We start from the raw sequence: 17,439 nt of genomic DNA on the forward strand, positions 1-17,439 counted from the left end.
TTACTGCTTTCCTTTCAACTTGTTACGAAACAATGAGTACATAGTCACAGTCATTCCCAAGACAATTATTAGAAGCGTTTGCAAAGATAATCCAGTTTTTTTCTCGGTCAGTGACACTCCATAGCTATCATTGCGATGTACCATCGTCTTAGAAGTAAACAATAGGGGCTGGTAGGTCTCAATGACACTATCTGTCTGGATATCATGTAAAAAGAGACCCTCCTTATCTGATCGATAAGACTGCTCAGCTTCCTCTTGCACTTCAGAAATAGATTTTTCTGTTTCTGATTGAAACAATTTTGCCAAGTCGCTCTCCTGTTCGATATAACTAATTTCAGATTTTTCACCAGTAGTCGTTAAATTAGCATCTATTTGCAATGAACCATCATTTGCATAAACCAGCTGCCCTCCAAGAAATGACAGGTAAACCAACCCACAAACTAGCCTTTTTATCATCTTAAGACTCCTTTGAAACTGTTCGATAAAGCAAAACTGTCACCCCGGTTAAGCCTAATGCTAAAGCAACCAAAAGACTAACAGATATAGAAAGTTCCCCTTGTTGATTAATATAATTACGTATCATTAATTCCAGGTAATTTAATGGGGAGAATGACGCAAGTAACTTTGTTGAATATACATAATATGTATCAAATAGTTGAGTTGCTGTACTCAGGTAAAGCATTATCAGTGCGACGCCGATTAAGAAGCCAAAACTTTTCAATTTCGCTAATAACAAATTGACACCATAAGTCATATTTATGACAATAAGAGTCATTAAAAAGATAAAGAGGCTTGTCTGACCGATTGAAAAATCTAATTTATAGCCTGTAACCAGAGCAAGAATAGCACCTGACAAGAAAGATGATATTGAGAGGAATAGAACGGGACCTGTCGCATTTTTCCAAGACAGACGTTGAGTCAACTTAAATCGTTCCTGCAATCCTTGGATATCCGAATGTTGTAAAAGATATGCAATGGCTAGACTAATCAGATACCCAATCAGAATGAGCATTAAGCTGGTTCGATCATCCTGACGTGTTTCCCCGCTTGTTGAACTAGATGCAACCGTCAATACATTTTCAATTTTGGAGGCATCTACAGGATTTGAGAGGTAGTCATAAACAGCTTGATTTTTCTGATTGCCTGTCTTTGTATTGCTTAATACAGTTGAAAATTGTTGGAGAAACTCTTCATTGGTCCCATACTGACCTGCCATAATTTCTTGTAATTCATTAACACGAGTGTTCAATGATTCACCATCAGTCTCTAGTGTTGTCACGTCCGTTGAGAGTTGTTGCATGCTGCTTTCAATTGTCTCGGCAACTACCTGATTGGACTTTGTTTTTTCCATGAGACTTTGGCTTGCAGCCATCAATTCCGTCAGGTCAGAATTCATATCCATACTTACAGTGACGATATCCGTATTCTCTCGTTTTTCTGTATCAGTAAATGCCGGCTTATCTTGAAGTGTTTTCTGGATAATTGACGTTTCTTCAATCAAACTACCCGTTTGTGATATTAAATCCGTAGTTGATGTTCGAAGCCCTTCAATTGATGCCAATAAGGAGTCAACCTCCGCTAAGCGACTTTCAATCTCATTCAATTCTTCGTCAGAAATTTTTAAATCATCCCTAAATGCCTCAACAGTTGTGGTTTTTATGAGATTAGTAACGATAGACTTCAAATCATCACTGTTAGCCAAAGAAGCCAGGGACCCTTCTAGTGGTGTAAATGTTGTTGATAAATAACTACCTTGGGTTAAATTTATTCCATAATAAGCTGTTACGACCCCTGAAAGTTGCAGATACTCTTGAATGTCTTTGTAAATTTCGCTCGACATTGAAGTCGGGTCATAACTCCAATTTGATATCGAGTCTGTCACTTCATAACGTCGCTGTACCATTTTCTTTTCAGTCTCATTCACCAACGTGATAGTGACAGTTTTTGTTGTATTTGAAGCAGTTGTTGGAGCGGTGGTTTCTGTCGTCTCTGTTTCAGTCACCTCTGTTTCCGTCGCCTCTGTCTCACTAGTTGTAGTTGCAGATGTCGTTTCTGTTGCTGGTACTGGTGTAGATTCTACCTGTGTTTCTCTACTAATTTCTTTTGGTTCTCCTGGTTTGACAACCTCTACTTCCTCTTCTGTTGTGAACGAGAAGGAAACAATGGCAGGTGTTAGTATTGAAAGTTTACTTTGATCTGTGACAGCTAGAGAATAGAAAAACTTCGCTGGTGTATCGTTCGTACTTGAAAAAGATAATTGATAGTGGGTATCACTAACTTTTACGGGATTGAACCCTTCTACAAATAATTGAAAACCACTTGGAACGTGAATATCAACAGTCTTTAGCGTTCCTTCTAGAGTTGGCAAAGCCAGATCACGACGTTGTTCAACCTGTGATACAATCTGATTTCTTATATGATTCAACGCCTCAGATTCATATGTCGCTGAGACACTTTCTGGTAATGGTAACTTTTCTTTGTTCGCATACCAAACCATAAAAGAATTAACATTCTTCAAGTGCTGTTTATCTGAATTCGATAAGGACAATCCATCGAGTGACTCATCACTATACATTCTGCTCGGCCACTTGGCAATGATCTGTTCAGACATACTTTTATTCAGAGCTGTAATGTAGCTCCCTAATGTTTGATTGGCACTAGATAAAGCAGAACTGTTGTCAGCTAGAGAACTCTCAACAGCTTCAGATATTTTGGAATCGTAGTTTGATAAGGTAGTATCAATTGTAGTATTTAACTCTTTCAATTGAGTCAAAAGTGTTGTAATATCCTCATTATAGGCATTTACTCTATCAGAGGTTTCTTTCCATACAGCTGGTTCATTAAGGTTTGTCGCAATATGATCATTAATTTGATTGAGACTTGTTAAATTTTCATCAACATTTAACTTTGAGATTTGCTCTTCAAAAGCATGAAGATTTTCCTCTCTTGTAAGAATGGACGTTTGCCAAGCTTCTTGGAACGATTTAATCTGTTCTAATTCAGTCTCATATGATTTGTCTACATTGATGATAGAAGTAAATGCATCATTTGAGTTTGATAAATCCTTGTTAAATGCAGAGAAGGTTGATAATAAATCTGTAGGAGAAGTCGCCAAGCCCGTAAACTGTTTAGAATAACGAACCAGCGGATCAACCAATAGCGTATTGTATGAGTTTAAAGCTTTCCCTTCATTTGAAACAACTTCATTAACCTGAGCTTGAGCTGTTTGTAAATTTCCAATGATGCTTGCAAAATAGATATTTATTAAATCTTTATTGAATAAACTTTTGAAATCTACTACAGCTTGCTCGGCTTGCTTTACAGTTAGCTGTTCATCTGATGTTATTTGATATTGAAAATTTGCTTGCTTTGGAGCAGACTGTTCCAAGGCGAGAGCCTCTTCTGAGAATTTGCTTGGTAGAACAATCATCAATTGATATGCATCATTTTCTAATCCTCTTTCAGCAATCGCTCTTGATACAACTTCTACTTCGTAGTTTGTATTTAAATCAAAGGAGTGTAGAAGGATAGTCCCCATATTGAGCACTTGTCCATTATAGGTTGTACCTGTATCCTCATTTACTGCTGCAATTTTAAGCGTAGTATTTTGAACAACATTATCCGACGAGGTTGTACTTAATGAATTTGGCTTAATAACCGCAAAGAATGTTATTAGTGCCGCCATTACTAATAAGACAATTCCACTTGCCATCAATGTTTTACGATTCATATTATCTCCTTAATTCCAAAATAAAAAGGTTGAGGACTCCACCCCAACCTTACCAGATGTTTTATTATTGAAGACCGAAATTACGAGACAAATCTTGGTCATTTTGTTGCATTGCTTGAGCTGTTTTGTCGAGCTGTGTATTGATTTGTTGCATCAATTCTGCAAAGTTTTGAACTTTAGGTTTTAATTCATTAAACTGGTTGTCAAAACCTTGGAATGCTGCACCTTCCCACTCAGTACGAAGTGTGTCTTGAAGACGTTGAAGATTGTTCAAAATAGTATTAATATCATTTGACGCTTTTCCGTATTCACGAGCACGAGATTGTAGCGTTTCTGGGGATACACGAATTTGTCCAGACATAGTTTTGTCTCCTTTAACTTTAATGCATTTATTCTACCATAAAATTTATATTTTTACAAGTTATTTATGATTATTATTTCATATTTTTAAAACAGCCCATTAATGCCCCTTTAACCTAATTTGACACTATAACAATAATTTGTATCTGTTTCAGTACGCACACTTCAATCGACCATATTTTTCTTCTCCAATGCACCTTTGAATCATACTTATATATTATTACTCTAATAAAATACCTGAATATGTTTGATGGATTCCTTTATTAGTATTCAATACTTTTACAAATCTCTCCAACTTTCTAACTAAACCCTCATACTTATCAAGACAATCCTCAAGTTCCTGTTGTAACATATATTTTTCTTCAGTCAGTTGTTCTAATGTGCTTGATTCTGTTAAGTTCAGTTTTGAAAATTCATACCTAGCTAGTCTTCTACTACTCAGTTCTTCACTCTTTAGGTTGATAAGTACTTCCGCCATCTTGTTTATGGTGGTGATTTTTTCATTGGTTTGAATCATTTTTATATCTAGCTCTGCTATTTCTTCAACCAGATTGTCTTTGATGTCCTGATATTTCTTACCTGTTTCGGTTAACTTAATCAAAAGGTTAATTTCAGAGATTTTTTCCTGAAGTCTTTCAACAGTTGGTCTTCTGTAAGGCATCATCTTACTATCATTAGTTAGCTGTCTAATCAGAGTTCTACCTTTGATGTACCGATTTTTGTCCGAATATTCTTTGTTATAGACAAAGTATGAGGTTGTCTCACGAATATAGACTTTATATTTTTTCTGATTCTTTTCTTCAAGAATATCTAATTGATAGTTGGGAATGAAAATAAGACCACTCTGCTTTACACCAAAAGACACCTTGATATAAACGCCCTCATCAACTAAATTCTCAATTTGGTGGTCTGCAAGTTCCACTTCAAATTCATGAATGGCATCTCGATTTTTCTTAAATGTCTCAAAGGCTTCCTCAATCTCTTCAGTGGATACCTTGTCCCTATCTCGTTCTTCTCGAAAAGCATGGTACTGCTCCTGCAAATTCTCTAATCCTTCTGAATCACCAACTTCCTTATTTTTAAAATAATCTTGAAAAAAATTGACATCATATAATTTCTTATCACTTATTTTTTTATGACTCAAACTGAATTGCTTTCCATTTTCTTCAAGTATAAAGATTACATTTTTTTGTTTTAAGTCAATGGTTAGATTCAATTCTTTTGCTTTTGTTAGTAACTCTTCTAAAGAATTGACACGGTTCAACAAAAATTCTAAACGACTTTCAATCTCTTGCTTAGCAAAATGTGTGCGAAAAAATTCTTCATCATATAAATCTCGTTTGCTGAGTTGGCGTCCTCGAATTGGCTTTGTCATGGATCTATCTGTCATCATGAATCGGCTATACTTCTGACTAAAATCAATATGAACATGTAACTGCTCTGCTTTTTCCCAAAAATCCTCAAAGGACTTTGACTGCTGCATCAAAAAATAAAGACGTTGCTTCAATTCAAATTTATGACTAGACTGTCTATATTTTTGATAGTCACGGTAAGAAAAACGCTTCTCAATAATCTTCGCCCCAGCCACTTTAGAAATACGGTCTGAAATCATACGAAGGTTTCGTTCCAAGGCATAATTCCATATCAACTTTTTATCTGAATTACGATCAATGGCGTTGATTAGGATGTGATTATGAACATGATTTTTGTCTGTATGAGTTGCCACGATAAATCGAAAACAGCCTCCTGTTAATTCCATCATGGTCTCATAACCAATGCAGTTAATTTCTTCAGGTGTCAGATTATCCTCGGGAGAAAATGATTGGATGAGGTGATGGGCATGAATATTCTGTTGATGTTTTTCTTGTCGGTCATTTCTAGATTCGTACAACTTGTCGTTATTGGTAAAGTTGACATTGTACATTTCTACCATTTCTTCATAGCTAGGAAAGTCTAAGTAATTGCTCATGCCAAAATCAGATACCAATTTCAAATTGTTCGTTTTATCAGGATTGAGGATATACTTAATCAGTCGCCTACGATATTTTTTACCATGAGTTGCAAAATGCTTAGTGACTACCATGAAACTCCTTCAGTCTTTTCACTTCCACTTGAAATTCTCTATCCACTTCCTTAATTAACTCTCCGACTCCTTTACTCAATTCTTGTAACTGATCCTGAGAAATCAGATGGCTTTGATTAATCGCACGCGCAATTTGATTAATGTTATTTCCAATCCGTCTCAATTCAAACACTAACTGCTCATAGGTATCAGTGTTAATCATGACAAAGGACATATTGGGATTAAGCAGAACTTTTCTAGCATATACTGAGAAATTTTGACAGTGACTCTTAGCAATCCGTTTATTCAATTGATGTAACTCTGAATCTGTTAAAAATACTTTTTTGAGATTGGTACGATAACGATAAACCATAGTAGCCTCCTATCTCATGTATTTTTCACGAAACCCACGACTGAGCGGCTGTGCTTGATTTACTTCTGCAATCAGTTCTTGAATGCAGGTCAATAAGATGGATACATGCTCTTGAGTCACTTGGTGATTTTCTCTTGCCACAACTAGAACTTCATGCACATCTTGACTAATCTGCTCAAACTTTTGAGACTGCCAAAGGGAGAACCAACTTTCAAAAATTCTATCGTGATAATTCTTTTTCAACAAATTTTGACGAAGAAATTCTGAGAAACTATCCAGTTTTTGTTCCCTCATCATTTCTTTTATCTGTTTTTCTTCTTGTCTCGTAATTCTAAATTGCTTACGAATCAACTTAATTTCTTGTCCCATCCTACTATCCTTTCAATATTATTCTTGTCTGACAGTGTGAGACTGCCTCACATTGTCAGCACGCTTCCTAAAGACATCACTCTCTTCTTGTTCGGTCTTTGCGAGCTCAGATATTGTGGACACAATATCCCAAAAATCATATCGCCAGCTGACGGAAACCTTCCAGTTTTGACAGCCAACGATAAAATAACTTGGTGGCTCCGCCCCCAAACCCCCAGTAGAAAATCAACATTTGATTTTCTTAGGAATGGTATTAGGATAATAGAAATGATTTGGAAAAGGTATCACATCGTAGAAATGGAGGTAAGAAAAAAGAGAGCTTAATACTCTCTAAAAATTAACATAATAATTTATTCTAAAGACAATTTATGCTAAATCAATGCTCTTCACATTCTTTTATATATATTAAATTCATGTAGCCTATCTCTTTTATCTTTTGCATTATCAATATATTTAGTATAATCCTGTTTAAACTCCTCCAAACTTACTAAAGAAATATAAGAGTCATGACTATCATCATAAAGATCATTACATGGATTTTTCTTATAGCTTTGCTTTATATTCAACATATTCTTTCGTGCTAAATTGTCAAAAGATTTCAAAGTTCTACATGATTTAGTTTCTTGACAATGTGCACAATAGTGTGAACTACTTTCTAGTATCATATCTTTAGCATCATCTGTATATACTGCTACTACGCCATTTGTTCTGTTGTTATTTCTATCTTCCAAGGAGTATCTAAGTTCATCATAAAGCCAATCATCGTAATTTCCAATCCAATTCTTTCTATAAGAAACGGCCTCTGGAGTTAATAATACAATTGTAACCGATGTATCTTTTAACTTCTCATATAGATATTCCTGAATAGTGTCCTCACTCATTTGACTTCTATCAACATCTTCTGATCTATTAATTACCTCAGTAGATTCATCAAATAAATCAACCAGTTCATCTTTAATCTCTTTTCCATCACTAAAACGAAATGAAATAAATACTTTTGTTGCCATTATCTAACTCCTTCAATAATTTCATTTATTGTATTAAAAACTTTTATAACATCTTCTTCGTCCTCTAAATCATTCCAATAATCGTTTATATATGAATAGTCCCCTGACTCTTTCATTTCATCAAAAATTTCTTTTGCAGCAAACCCCGTAGAACCAATTGGAATTATTACTTTTCCTCTTTCTTTAGCAATCCGAAATTCCTCCATCATTCCAGATGCAAGTACTACCTCACCATTAACTAATTTATTACCAAATATAAAAATACAGATCCCAGACTCACTGATCATTTGTTCACGATTTTCACTCCAACGTTTAGCTAGAGACTTTTCCCCATCATCATGTTGAGGAAAAGGAAATAATCCAAGATGCTCACTGACATGCCTATACTTAGTTTTATAAATTTCATCAAGAGCTCCATTAATAACACTACTACCTACTCCAAGTCCAAACCCTGATATAATTTTATAATTTTTTGAAACAAGTGAACGCGATAAATTATAACAGAATTGATTTACCTTTTCTTGACTCCAATTTTCATTGTAATCGGAGATACTACCTGAAATAAAAATTGTATTTTTAAAATACTCTTCCTCTATTTTTAATATCAACTTAGGTATTTCAGAATAATCATCAACTAGAACTGTATCTATACCGTACCTTTTCAAATCTTCTATTTTTAATTCTTGTTTGATTTTAGCATAGCTATACTCCTCTCGATTTTTATAATCTTGCTCTAATACCTTCTTTTGAATACAATAATGATCTCTAGTACGCTCCCCAAGTAAATTTTTTATCTTTCCCAAGATGGATTCTAAATTAGGATCTTCAAAACCAAACCCCACAAACAAAAATGTTTTGGAAACTAAGTCACCTCGTAAAGCTGTTACAAATAGGGAGTTTTTCTCGCTATATCTTTCATAATCATCCTTTGAAATAACTGCATCATTAGGTGAATCTACATCACCGTGCATCTTATAAACAATCGCATCGCTATCTCGAATACTGATTGCTAAATCATCTGTCTTCCTTTTTATATCTCCTCTGCGATTATTATTTTTTAAGCCATTTTCAATTACCTTATCATAATTAGTTGTCCAATATGTAGAAATTGGAAGTCGTGTTAACAGATTCATAACTTCTGTTTCTGCATATTGACTAGAAAATTGGTTAATTATTTCTTGATTCACCGAACCTCTATTTCTTTTTTTATTGATATAATATTGAGTAAGTCCTACAAGATCCGTTTCTTTTTCAATATCTAAATCAATTTCATCCGCAAACGGTGCTACAAGTTTTTTCCAGTTAACAAATCCTGCATCGACCGATGTTCCTGCACCAGCAAACACTGCTGCATTTCCTTCTTGTATAGCTTTCGAAAATTTTTTTATAAATACTTCTTGTCTCATATTACCCTCACTTCTAATTTATTATAAGCCTATAATTTTTTCCACTCTTCAAGCAAAATATCTTCGTTCCCTTTAATTTTGACATATATATCTTTTGACATTTGCAATTCAGGATAAGCTACATAGAGTTTTGGAATACCTTTTCTATTTATATCTTCTGAGAAGTAAACACATATCTTTTTCCCTAATGCGTCAGCATATCCCAATTCCCAAGTACACCATTGGGAATTCAAAGTTTCTCCTGAAAAGTATAATACAAAAACATCTGATTGTTTTATACGCTCCTTGATAATATCAACTGTGGAGGCATTGCACCATTCACGCCTTAAATCATATTTATCATTTATCCAATCTATATAAACCACCTGTCCTTTTTTATTGAACTTTTTATAGAACTCTATAATTTTTTCCTCATCTCTGGAATTATGCGATAAAAACACGTCGAACTTTTTTATCTTTTCTAAATCGCTAATATATAATCTTTTCTTCAACTCATCTGGTCCTTTTTGATTTTTAACAATTTCATTATCAATGAAATTTTTCTTACCTTTCTTTTTTCTACTTAATCTAAAAGGTAAATATAAATTTTGAAAATATGACTGAACTTCAATTTTTAATGACTGGTTCCGAATATGCCCATTTATTGCATAGAAAAAGCGTTGAACTTCCTGTGAATTGTATTTAGAAAGCTCTCTTATAATTTCTAACCTTTCATGTAAATCATGAGTTTTAAAAAATTTATCCCTATAATTCTTCAGATATGGAGGATCAACTTTCTGAATATAATTTAATACTTTCTTTTTATGCCTAGACTCTACTTTTAGCCTCTCTAAAGATAACTTTCGAACTGTATCTATTTTTTTTAGCCTCTCTTCATTACTAGCTATTTTCTCCCTCTTTCGATTCCTGATATGTTTTGAAGTTGCAAGTATGAAATCATAATTTTCTAAAGACATCCCCCGACTTTGAATTTTTGAGAGATTTTTTCTAATAATATGTTTACCATACCAATAATCTCTTTGCTTCTCTATCTGCAATATTTTATCAGGAAACATATATTTAAATCGTTCCACATAATCTTTCTTTGAAAATTCTACTGGCAGTGTCTCTATAACTTGCTCATGAGCTTTTTTAAACTGTCTTTGAAATTTTATATAAAAATCATTATACTGCCTCATTACAATGCCCATGTTCAATAATTCTCCTAATAAGTAATTAGACTTGCAATATTCGGTTATATCGTATTTGACTTACTTAACTCCCTCAACCGCACTTTCCCCACCTTCATCATCTCCTTCTCGACTTTACTCCATTTTCCAAAGAGGCATTCTTGTAACACTTCTGCTGCGGAACCTTCATCAGTTTCAGAATCGAAGATACAATTCCTATCCCTTTGATAAATCTGGATGCGGTCAAAGAGTTGTTCGCTTTCTAACTCCCTTAGGTTATCAACTAAGTTCTCAACAATCCCATCGTGGTGTTCTTTTGGTGTTGCTCTAGCCTGATTAGGATCGATGGCATAAAGTTCTTTGTAACGAATCAAGGTGCTGAGATAAGAAAGCTCTGGTTTGGTACCAATTACAGCTAAAGAAACTTGGTATCCTTTAGAAGCTAATAATTGAGCAGTCTGACGAGGAACTTGAGTAGTTCGCAAGGTTCCTTCAATCAGCAAATGATAGCCTTGCGTGCTGAGTTCATCAACCAACTGTTCTACCATTTTTCCTGCAAATCCCTTGGTATAGTCCACGCTGTCCTTGCCATACTTTTCTTGCAGTGCTAAGTAATTGGGATGCTGAGAACGGTAGCTGTCACCATCGATGATAATGATATTGCCTTGAAATTCCTTTTGCTTGATACGATGAATAGTCGTCTTACCTGCTCCGCTTTGTCCACCAAGCAAGATAGCTTTCGGTTTATCTGGAATCGTCTTTCCTCGGGTTAAAGCCCGAATGGTTCGCTGCAAGGCCTTCTGAAATGCAGTCTCACTAAATTCTTCCAACCTCATTAAGCCACCACCCGATGATACACCATATCTAACATCCGCTCTATACCGTCTAAATAGCCATTGTAACGCTCAATTTCATCGAAGGTGTCAACTAAATAAATTTGCGTATTGATCAATTCAGCCAAATCATCGCCCATGAGAATCCAAGCATTTGTTTCATCATCAAAAGCAATATCTTGACTATCCTGGTATCTATAAAGCTGTGATAAAATGGCTGCTCCACGTTCTTTTATCACTTCTACTTTTAAAGTCAATTGGTAATCTTCAACAGGTGTTAACATCTTGTCCTCCCCTACAATATCGATATAAGAGACATTAAATTTCTGACAAATGCGATCAATAAGTTCTGTTGAAACTTTACTAGTTCCATTTTCATAACGACTCAGGCTATTGCGTGAAATACCGACCATTTTAGCAAATTCTGGTTGTGTTAAATCGTGTGTCTGGCGTAGTGATTTAATATTGTCTCCGATCATAGATAAAGACCTCCTCATATTTGCTTTCATTATACCATAAAAAACGGATAACGCACCATATTTGGTGCGTTATCCGTTTTTAGGTTTCTTCGATTGCTTAAACTGCTCTATTCGCTTCTCCAACTGCTCAGTATTCAGTTTATTTTTCGCTTCCTGAATCGACTTATCAAGACTTTGTTCCTCATCGGTAATAACGGTTTGAGATATTTCAACTCTCCTATCAGACTTGAAACTTGTATCAAAAACCACGTCTAGGAGTTGCTCTACTTTAGTTAATTCACTATCTGACATCTCTGATAATCGATGAATCAGTTGTCTAAATCGGTCTTGATTCTGTGTTTTCTTTTGAAAAAATTTCATTATCTTCTCCTTACATTGTAAAAAGGTAGTCCGCATAGGACTACCTGACTTATAAATCATCAATGGCTACTGAAATAGCCTGCAACTTTTTATTTTGGATTTTCTTTTCATCAATCAATTGATGAAGTTCTTCAATTTGCTTTTGACAGGCTGAAATATCCTTGTTATTTTGTGCAATGGTATCAGCCAAGTGTTGTTTATAGTCACTTGTGATATTTACCTTCTTCGGCTGACTTTGTTTAACGGTTGATGCGAGCGTTTGGTCATCTTTATATTTTGACTCCTTTTGTTGTTGTTCAAAAGCAGCCACATAGTCTACTTCTTCAATTGGTTTTTCATCCTGTTTATGGAAGAGTGCTGCGATTTTAGCTCGTTCTTCATGGGACGATGTTGGTTTCACATCGTCTAGTGGCTGATCAAAATTCCATGTTTTACTCATTCTGTATCCTCATTTCTGTAATTTGAGTGTAGTGTGGTTTCTTTACCAAAGGCTTGCTCTAGTGCTTCATGAAATGACAACTGACTAGATTGTTGCCGTTTGATAAAGGTACTGTACATAGCTGTTTGTAGTTGGTCACGATAGTGTTCCAATTTCTCTGTCTCACGTGAGACCTTTTCTTCTTGCCTAGCTACTTTTTCAGCCAGACGTTCAATCACACTCATAGGGTGTCCTCCTTGTCCCTTTCTAGATTATGATAGCGGACTTGATTTTGTTATCACAATTCCATAGCACGCTCTCGTTTTGGTGGAGGATGATTCTTAATGGCTTGTATCTGGGCTGACTGAATAAGATTGCTTAAGGATATTTCCTTCTGTTGCTTCACAATATCATTCCAATCTGACTTTGTTTCCAGTCCCTGCAATGGTGGTAAATCTTTGGTGATTGGAAGTCCTTTATCTGACAGTTTCTGACAAAATTCTCTTCCTGCCTCATCGTTATCAACAGCCAATGTTAGCACGTTTGAATGAGTTTGAAAAAAGGTTGTCGTCTCTTGTATTGCCTGAAGATAATGGCTAAGTCTGCTTGGTTTTACTGTATCTAGAAATGCCAATTTCCCTTGTTCCTCGGCTGCTAGACGTAAAGTCTGATAAGCAATCACTGAAAGTTTTAAGCCTTCCATTGACACCAGGCGAACATCTGATAGCTGCTTTTGGTGAAGTTGATAATAACTCATCATATCTATAACTGATTCACAAAAAATGAGTCTCTTGGGATTCCCAATATCGAAACTAATACCAACATGGCCTTTTGAGCCTTTCATGATTTTTTTGAGATAACCTCGATCGTGTTTTTCTTCATTTTTGACGAGACCTTGAAGGCTTGCGGCCTGTAAGACACCATTATGGTCATAGCTTTTAAACACTAAAACTGACTCCGCTTGATAAGTAGCTTGAGCAAGCAATCCTTGTCTACCAAAGGTATTGATAATCTGATCACTTAGGCCACGAACTTCATTCAAGTAAGTACGTGCTTGCTGAAACGGCTCTTCATGCAAATAATATTGAAACGGTTGATAAGTTTCTTCTATTACCGTAGCCTGTTCAAAATCTCCAGTTTCAAGATAGGATACAGCCTCTTTGAAAGTAACACCTGCCACTAATTGAACAAAGTCAATCACATCCCCTTGTATATCTCTTGAAAACCATTTGAAAGTATTGGTATCGGCAAAAATCCGAAAGGAATCATGGTCTGGGTGTTCATAAATGTGTCCTGATAAACGTCTGAAGGAATAACCTAAACTTTCAGCCACATCTAAAATGGCCTTTTGTTTTACTATTTTAATTCGTGTCATCTTGTCTCCCTATCAAAAAAAGCAGAAGACTGTCTCCTGCTAGTTGTTCTCACTTGTTGTAGTTCCTTGGATCGTTGGTATGCTGGAATTAGCACCATTTGTGGCTTCTTTCATGTCCTCCAGTTTCCCATTCCAAATGGTCAACTGATTAACCAGGAGCTTGTCGGAAACTTTGGAGTAGGATAACATAACCGTCTTGATTTCTGTCTGAGTGGTTCGCTGTTGTTGCTCACTCAAATCAGAAACATAGGTCACTTGATAGGTAACTTCCGCAAGTGCAACATTGCTTTCTGTATTGACATAGATACTGGCTGATTCAAATCGGTAATCAAGCATATAATCTTTATAAACTTGATTGATCGCTTTATTCTGATTTGCTTCCTCTTCTGAAAATGCCGAGTCTGTCATATAAGGCTTGATACGAGCGTTATTTTCACCCAGCTGAACCTTGGTGAAATATTGAGTGAGAAATTCATTGACAAGCTCATCTGATAAAACGGTTGCTTTTTCCTCCTGCTTTTCCTTTGTCACAAGTTTATTGGCTTCTGCTCGTATTTGGTTCTCTGTTTGTTTTGAAACGGATTGTGAGCCAATCGTGTAGCCAATCATGACCATAAAACTGACTGCGATTATACCTCCAACTCCAATCAGAAAACTAGCCTTCACTTTATTTAACATGGCTTACTCCTTTATTAATGATAGCCTCATCATATCAAGATTTAGTTGGAAATTTTATCACAAGAAAATATGATTAACTACAAATTATGGTATACTAGTGATAATAAATTGTTATCGGTAGGAGATTGAAAGTGAATGATAAAGTAGATTTAGCTGAAATAGAAAAGTTTTATAATGAACATGAAGTTATCTGGTATAACAGTTGGTATAGATATACCAATAAATCAATTGAATTATTTTTACAGAAAAATTGTAGTTTTTCTAATGATGGAATTATTCTAAATGCAGGATCTGGAGGGAATACTTATGGGCTATCAGGGAACACAATCCATATGGATATTGCTGAAAAAACATTAAGTACAATTTCTAACAAAATTATTGGAAATATAGAGAATATTCCTGTTAGCGATGAGTACTTTGATCATATCATCTGTGTAGGTTCTGTGATAAATTATTGTGATGCTAGCAAAGTAATTAGTGAATTTGAGCGTGTGTTAAAGGTTGATGGTACTTTGTATTTAGAATTTGAACCTAGCAATAGTTTTGAGTATTTTGGAAGTAATAAATTTAAAAAATCCGTTTCTATAATTGAAACGGATTACTTAAAGACTAAACATCGTAATTGGATTTTTTCCATTAAATATATTGAAAACTTATTGAAATCACAAGGATTTCAAATTAATAAAAAACAGCAATTTCATATAATAAGTTCTATTATTCTGAGAATAACAAATAACTACGATCTTGCAGCAAAGTTCACCGGACTAGATAAGATTTTTAAATTTTTTCCAGGAATCAGAAACTGTTCTAGTAATATAATTTTGAAATGTACTAAAATTCACTAGACAGTATCTTTTTTTAGTAAGGAAGGGAGTATGCCAACGATTATGCTAGAAATTCCACCAATTATTGGGGTAAAGTTTGTAGTTGTATCAATTCCAAAAAAATTAAATACTTTATAATACACAATGATAATAATTGGAAAAGCGAATATTGATATAAACATAGATGTTAAATTATGGTTTAGTTTCTTTTTAGGTGCAGGTAACTTTTCAACGCTACCTGCACTTTTGAGTTTATCTTTATTAACTTCAATAAACTGCAATGGTTCAGGTAACTCTTCAAGTTTATTTTGAATACTAGCAAAAGTATTTTGGATTTGATTATTGTAGCGAAGTCTTTCACTTTCACTAAAAAATGGTGTATACCAATTTATATAGTATTCAAAATATAAAGATTGGACAATTCTAATATAAGTTTCTTTGGGAATAGTCTTTATGTTAGTATTTGAATTAATCATTAATTTAGCTTCAAAGCTACTGAACTCATTATTAATCCCTAGAGGTGGTGTATTGTAATCAGCGTCTATAGTAAAAAAAATTCTCTATTGAAAGAATAGTTTTAAATATTTTACTCTCATCGTCAACTTCAACTCCATTATTCTTATTACTAATTTCACAGATGAAATATGTGACCTCTAATAAATTGGATATAAACATTCTCAGTTCATTTAAATAGCTTAGATAAGTATTATTTTTTCTGTATGCATCTTCAACAGCTATATACTCAATTACGACTGTTTTAGTGGATCCTAAGTATGTACACATTGCTAAACCAATATTTGTATCGTTTAGGAAGAGAGAGAAAAAGTAGCTCTCAAATTCTACAGTTTTATTATCTAACCAATAGGTTAGCTCATTTGTGTTTGTTCTAATGTCTGAAGGAGTAACTCTTGAATAAATTTTAACAGAATCAATATAGTCGATATCGGATGATGACTTAATTAACTTAATTTTGTAATTATTTTCAAGATATTGGTTGCTCATTTTTCAATCTCCTACCGATAACAATTTATTATCACTATACAAAGCGTCAAAATCAGTCTATAATAGCGTCATTATCGTTAAAGGAGACTATCATGGATTATACTATTATTTCTAAATACTTGGATTATTGTAAAGCTCATAAACGCTTGAGTACACACACCCTGCGGGCTTATAAAAACGATTTAATGCAATTTTACAATTCCAATAACGAATGTGTGGTAAGTTATATTGAAGGTTTAACAAATTCAAACTTAAAGACTAGTACTTTACGGAGAAAAATCGCAAGTTTAAAAGTGTTCTATGGCTATCTTCAATTGAAAAATGTTATTACCGACAATCCCTTTGATCAATTACGATTTCAATTTCGAGCAGAAAAAACTTTGCCTAAGACAATCCCTCATGATAGTTTAAAAATCCTATATACCTATCTACAAAAGAAGATTATCTCAGCCAAAACTATTTATCAAAAACAGAAAGCTGAAAGAAATTTGTTAATTGTCTCCTTATTACTTTCTACTGGCATTCGGATTTCTGAGCTGTGTCATATTCAAATCAAGGATATCAATCTCACTGAACAAACACTCCAAATTCTAGGAAAAGGTAAGAAAGAGCGTATGATTTTTATTGGGGATGAACGAACTTTTCAGTTATTAAAAGCTTATATTACTTGTTATTGCATTCATACAGACGATTATTTATTTCCTGGAAAAATCCTACAAAAACCACTGACAGAACAAAGTGTTCGTTTGCTTCTAAAAACAGCCAAAATACAAACCAGACTCACTACAACTATTACACCTCATATGTTTCGCCACAGCTTTGCTACTATGTTATTAGATAATGATGTCGATATTCGTTACATCCAGCAGATACTTGGACACAGTTCTATTTCGATTACTCAAATATATACACACGTATCACAATCAAGACAAAAAGAGATACTAAGTTCCTGTAATCCAATTTCATCTATCTACACTTAATCAAAAACATACAA

General features: G+C 34.4%; 20 protein-coding genes. 2 read left to right on the forward strand and 18 right to left on the reverse strand.

What is annotated here, in order from left to right; translation table 11 throughout:
* From ACHBIF_RS01595 to ACHBIF_RS01670, 16 genes are all read right to left on the reverse strand, one after another.
* Positions 1–456, reverse strand: a complete 456-nt coding sequence (locus ACHBIF_RS01595; RefSeq protein WP_394718205.1) for a type VII secretion protein EssA — start codon at positions 454–456, stop codon at positions 1–3.
* A gap of 1 nt (position 457) precedes the next feature.
* A complete protein-coding gene (esaA, locus tag ACHBIF_RS01600) occupies positions 458–3,730 on the reverse strand; it encodes a type VII secretion protein EsaA (RefSeq protein ID WP_394718207.1) in 3,273 nt (1,090 codons plus the stop codon).
* 64 nt (positions 3,731–3,794) lie between these two features.
* Positions 3,795–4,091: a WXG100 family type VII secretion target gene (locus ACHBIF_RS01605; RefSeq protein WP_044693326.1), complete on the reverse strand. Its 297-nt coding sequence runs from the start codon at positions 4,089–4,091 to the stop codon at positions 3,795–3,797.
* 219 nt (positions 4,092–4,310) lie between these two features.
* Entirely contained in the window at positions 4,311–6,173 is a 1,863-nt protein-coding gene (locus ACHBIF_RS01610; protein WP_394718209.1) for an SAG1250 family conjugative relaxase, read from the reverse strand.
* Positions 6,160–6,525: a MobC family plasmid mobilization relaxosome protein gene (locus ACHBIF_RS01615; protein ID WP_394718211.1), complete on the reverse strand. Its 366-nt coding sequence runs from the start codon at positions 6,523–6,525 to the stop codon at positions 6,160–6,162. The genes ACHBIF_RS01610 and ACHBIF_RS01615 overlap by 14 nt, the downstream gene beginning before the upstream one ends.
* A gap of 9 nt (positions 6,526–6,534) precedes the next feature.
* The gene (locus ACHBIF_RS01620) at positions 6,535–6,894 is read right to left on the reverse strand and encodes an SAG1252 family conjugative relaxosome accessory protein (RefSeq protein ID WP_394718213.1); all 360 of its coding nucleotides are present in this window, start codon (positions 6,892–6,894) and stop codon (positions 6,535–6,537) included.
* 386 nt (positions 6,895–7,280) lie between these two features.
* Positions 7,281–7,901 carry a TIR domain-containing protein gene (locus ACHBIF_RS01625; protein ID WP_134973519.1) on the reverse strand — a complete coding sequence of 207 codons (621 nt, stop codon included), beginning with the start codon at positions 7,899–7,901 and terminating at the stop codon, positions 7,281–7,283.
* Positions 7,901–9,307, reverse strand: coding sequence for an SIR2 family protein (locus tag ACHBIF_RS01630; RefSeq protein ID WP_394718215.1), 1,407 nt, complete (start codon positions 9,305–9,307; stop codon positions 7,901–7,903). Before ACHBIF_RS01630 ends, ACHBIF_RS01625 begins: the two co-directional genes overlap by 1 nt.
* Before the next feature lie 29 nt (positions 9,308–9,336).
* The gene (locus ACHBIF_RS01635) at positions 9,337–10,497 is read right to left on the reverse strand and encodes a toll/interleukin-1 receptor domain-containing protein (protein WP_394718217.1); all 1,161 of its coding nucleotides are present in this window, start codon (positions 10,495–10,497) and stop codon (positions 9,337–9,339) included.
* 44 nt (positions 10,498–10,541) lie between these two features.
* Complete coding sequence (pezT, locus tag ACHBIF_RS01640) at positions 10,542–11,312, reverse strand: type II toxin-antitoxin system toxin PezT (RefSeq protein WP_394718219.1); 771 nt, start codon at positions 11,310–11,312, stop codon at positions 10,542–10,544.
* Positions 11,312–11,788 carry a type II toxin-antitoxin system antitoxin PezA gene (pezA, locus tag ACHBIF_RS01645; protein ID WP_394718221.1) on the reverse strand — a complete coding sequence of 159 codons (477 nt, stop codon included), beginning with the start codon at positions 11,786–11,788 and terminating at the stop codon, positions 11,312–11,314. Before pezA ends, pezT begins: the two co-directional genes overlap by 1 nt.
* A 69-nt stretch (positions 11,789–11,857) precedes the next feature.
* Positions 11,858–12,148: a hypothetical protein gene (locus ACHBIF_RS01650; RefSeq protein WP_394718223.1), complete on the reverse strand. Its 291-nt coding sequence runs from the start codon at positions 12,146–12,148 to the stop codon at positions 11,858–11,860.
* 49 nt (positions 12,149–12,197) lie between these two features.
* Complete coding sequence (locus tag ACHBIF_RS01655) at positions 12,198–12,587, reverse strand: DUF5945 family protein (protein ID WP_024408868.1); 390 nt, start codon at positions 12,585–12,587, stop codon at positions 12,198–12,200.
* Complete coding sequence (locus ACHBIF_RS01660; protein ID WP_012775533.1) at positions 12,584–12,811, reverse strand: DUF5965 family protein; 228 nt, start codon at positions 12,809–12,811, stop codon at positions 12,584–12,586. Before ACHBIF_RS01660 ends, ACHBIF_RS01655 begins: the two co-directional genes overlap by 4 nt.
* A gap of 53 nt (positions 12,812–12,864) precedes the next feature.
* Positions 12,865–13,941 carry a DUF3991 domain-containing protein gene (locus tag ACHBIF_RS01665; RefSeq protein WP_044980266.1) on the reverse strand — a complete coding sequence of 359 codons (1,077 nt, stop codon included), beginning with the start codon at positions 13,939–13,941 and terminating at the stop codon, positions 12,865–12,867.
* Between the two features lie 39 nt (positions 13,942–13,980).
* Positions 13,981–14,619 carry a peptidylprolyl isomerase gene (locus tag ACHBIF_RS01670; RefSeq protein ID WP_394718226.1) on the reverse strand — a complete coding sequence of 213 codons (639 nt, stop codon included), beginning with the start codon at positions 14,617–14,619 and terminating at the stop codon, positions 13,981–13,983.
* Between the two features lie 131 nt (positions 14,620–14,750).
* On the opposite strand from ACHBIF_RS01670, the gene ACHBIF_RS01675 reads away from it, so the two are divergent.
* Positions 14,751–15,464, forward strand: a complete 714-nt coding sequence (locus ACHBIF_RS01675) for a methyltransferase domain-containing protein (protein ID WP_394718228.1) — start codon at positions 14,751–14,753, stop codon at positions 15,462–15,464.
* Here ACHBIF_RS01675 and ACHBIF_RS01680 read toward each other — a convergent pair.
* Both ACHBIF_RS01680 and ACHBIF_RS01685 read right to left on the reverse strand, forming a co-directional pair.
* Positions 15,461–15,919, reverse strand: coding sequence for a hypothetical protein (locus ACHBIF_RS01680; RefSeq protein ID WP_394718230.1), 459 nt, complete (start codon positions 15,917–15,919; stop codon positions 15,461–15,463). The genes ACHBIF_RS01675 and ACHBIF_RS01680 overlap by 4 nt on opposite strands.
* A 58-nt stretch (positions 15,920–15,977) precedes the next feature.
* Positions 15,978–16,445, reverse strand: a complete 468-nt coding sequence (locus ACHBIF_RS01685) for a hypothetical protein (RefSeq protein ID WP_394718231.1) — start codon at positions 16,443–16,445, stop codon at positions 15,978–15,980.
* Between the two features lie 92 nt (positions 16,446–16,537).
* Between ACHBIF_RS01685 and ACHBIF_RS01690 the strand changes: the two genes are divergently transcribed.
* Entirely contained in the window at positions 16,538–17,425 is an 888-nt protein-coding gene (locus tag ACHBIF_RS01690; RefSeq protein WP_394718233.1) for a tyrosine-type recombinase/integrase, read from the forward strand.
* The last annotated feature ends 14 nt before the right edge of the window (positions 17,426–17,439 follow it).

Origin of the sequence: Streptococcus sp. A11 (genome assembly GCF_043674225.1) — a bacterium.
Taxonomy (GTDB): domain Bacteria; phylum Bacillota; class Bacilli; order Lactobacillales; family Streptococcaceae; genus Streptococcus; species Streptococcus suis_V.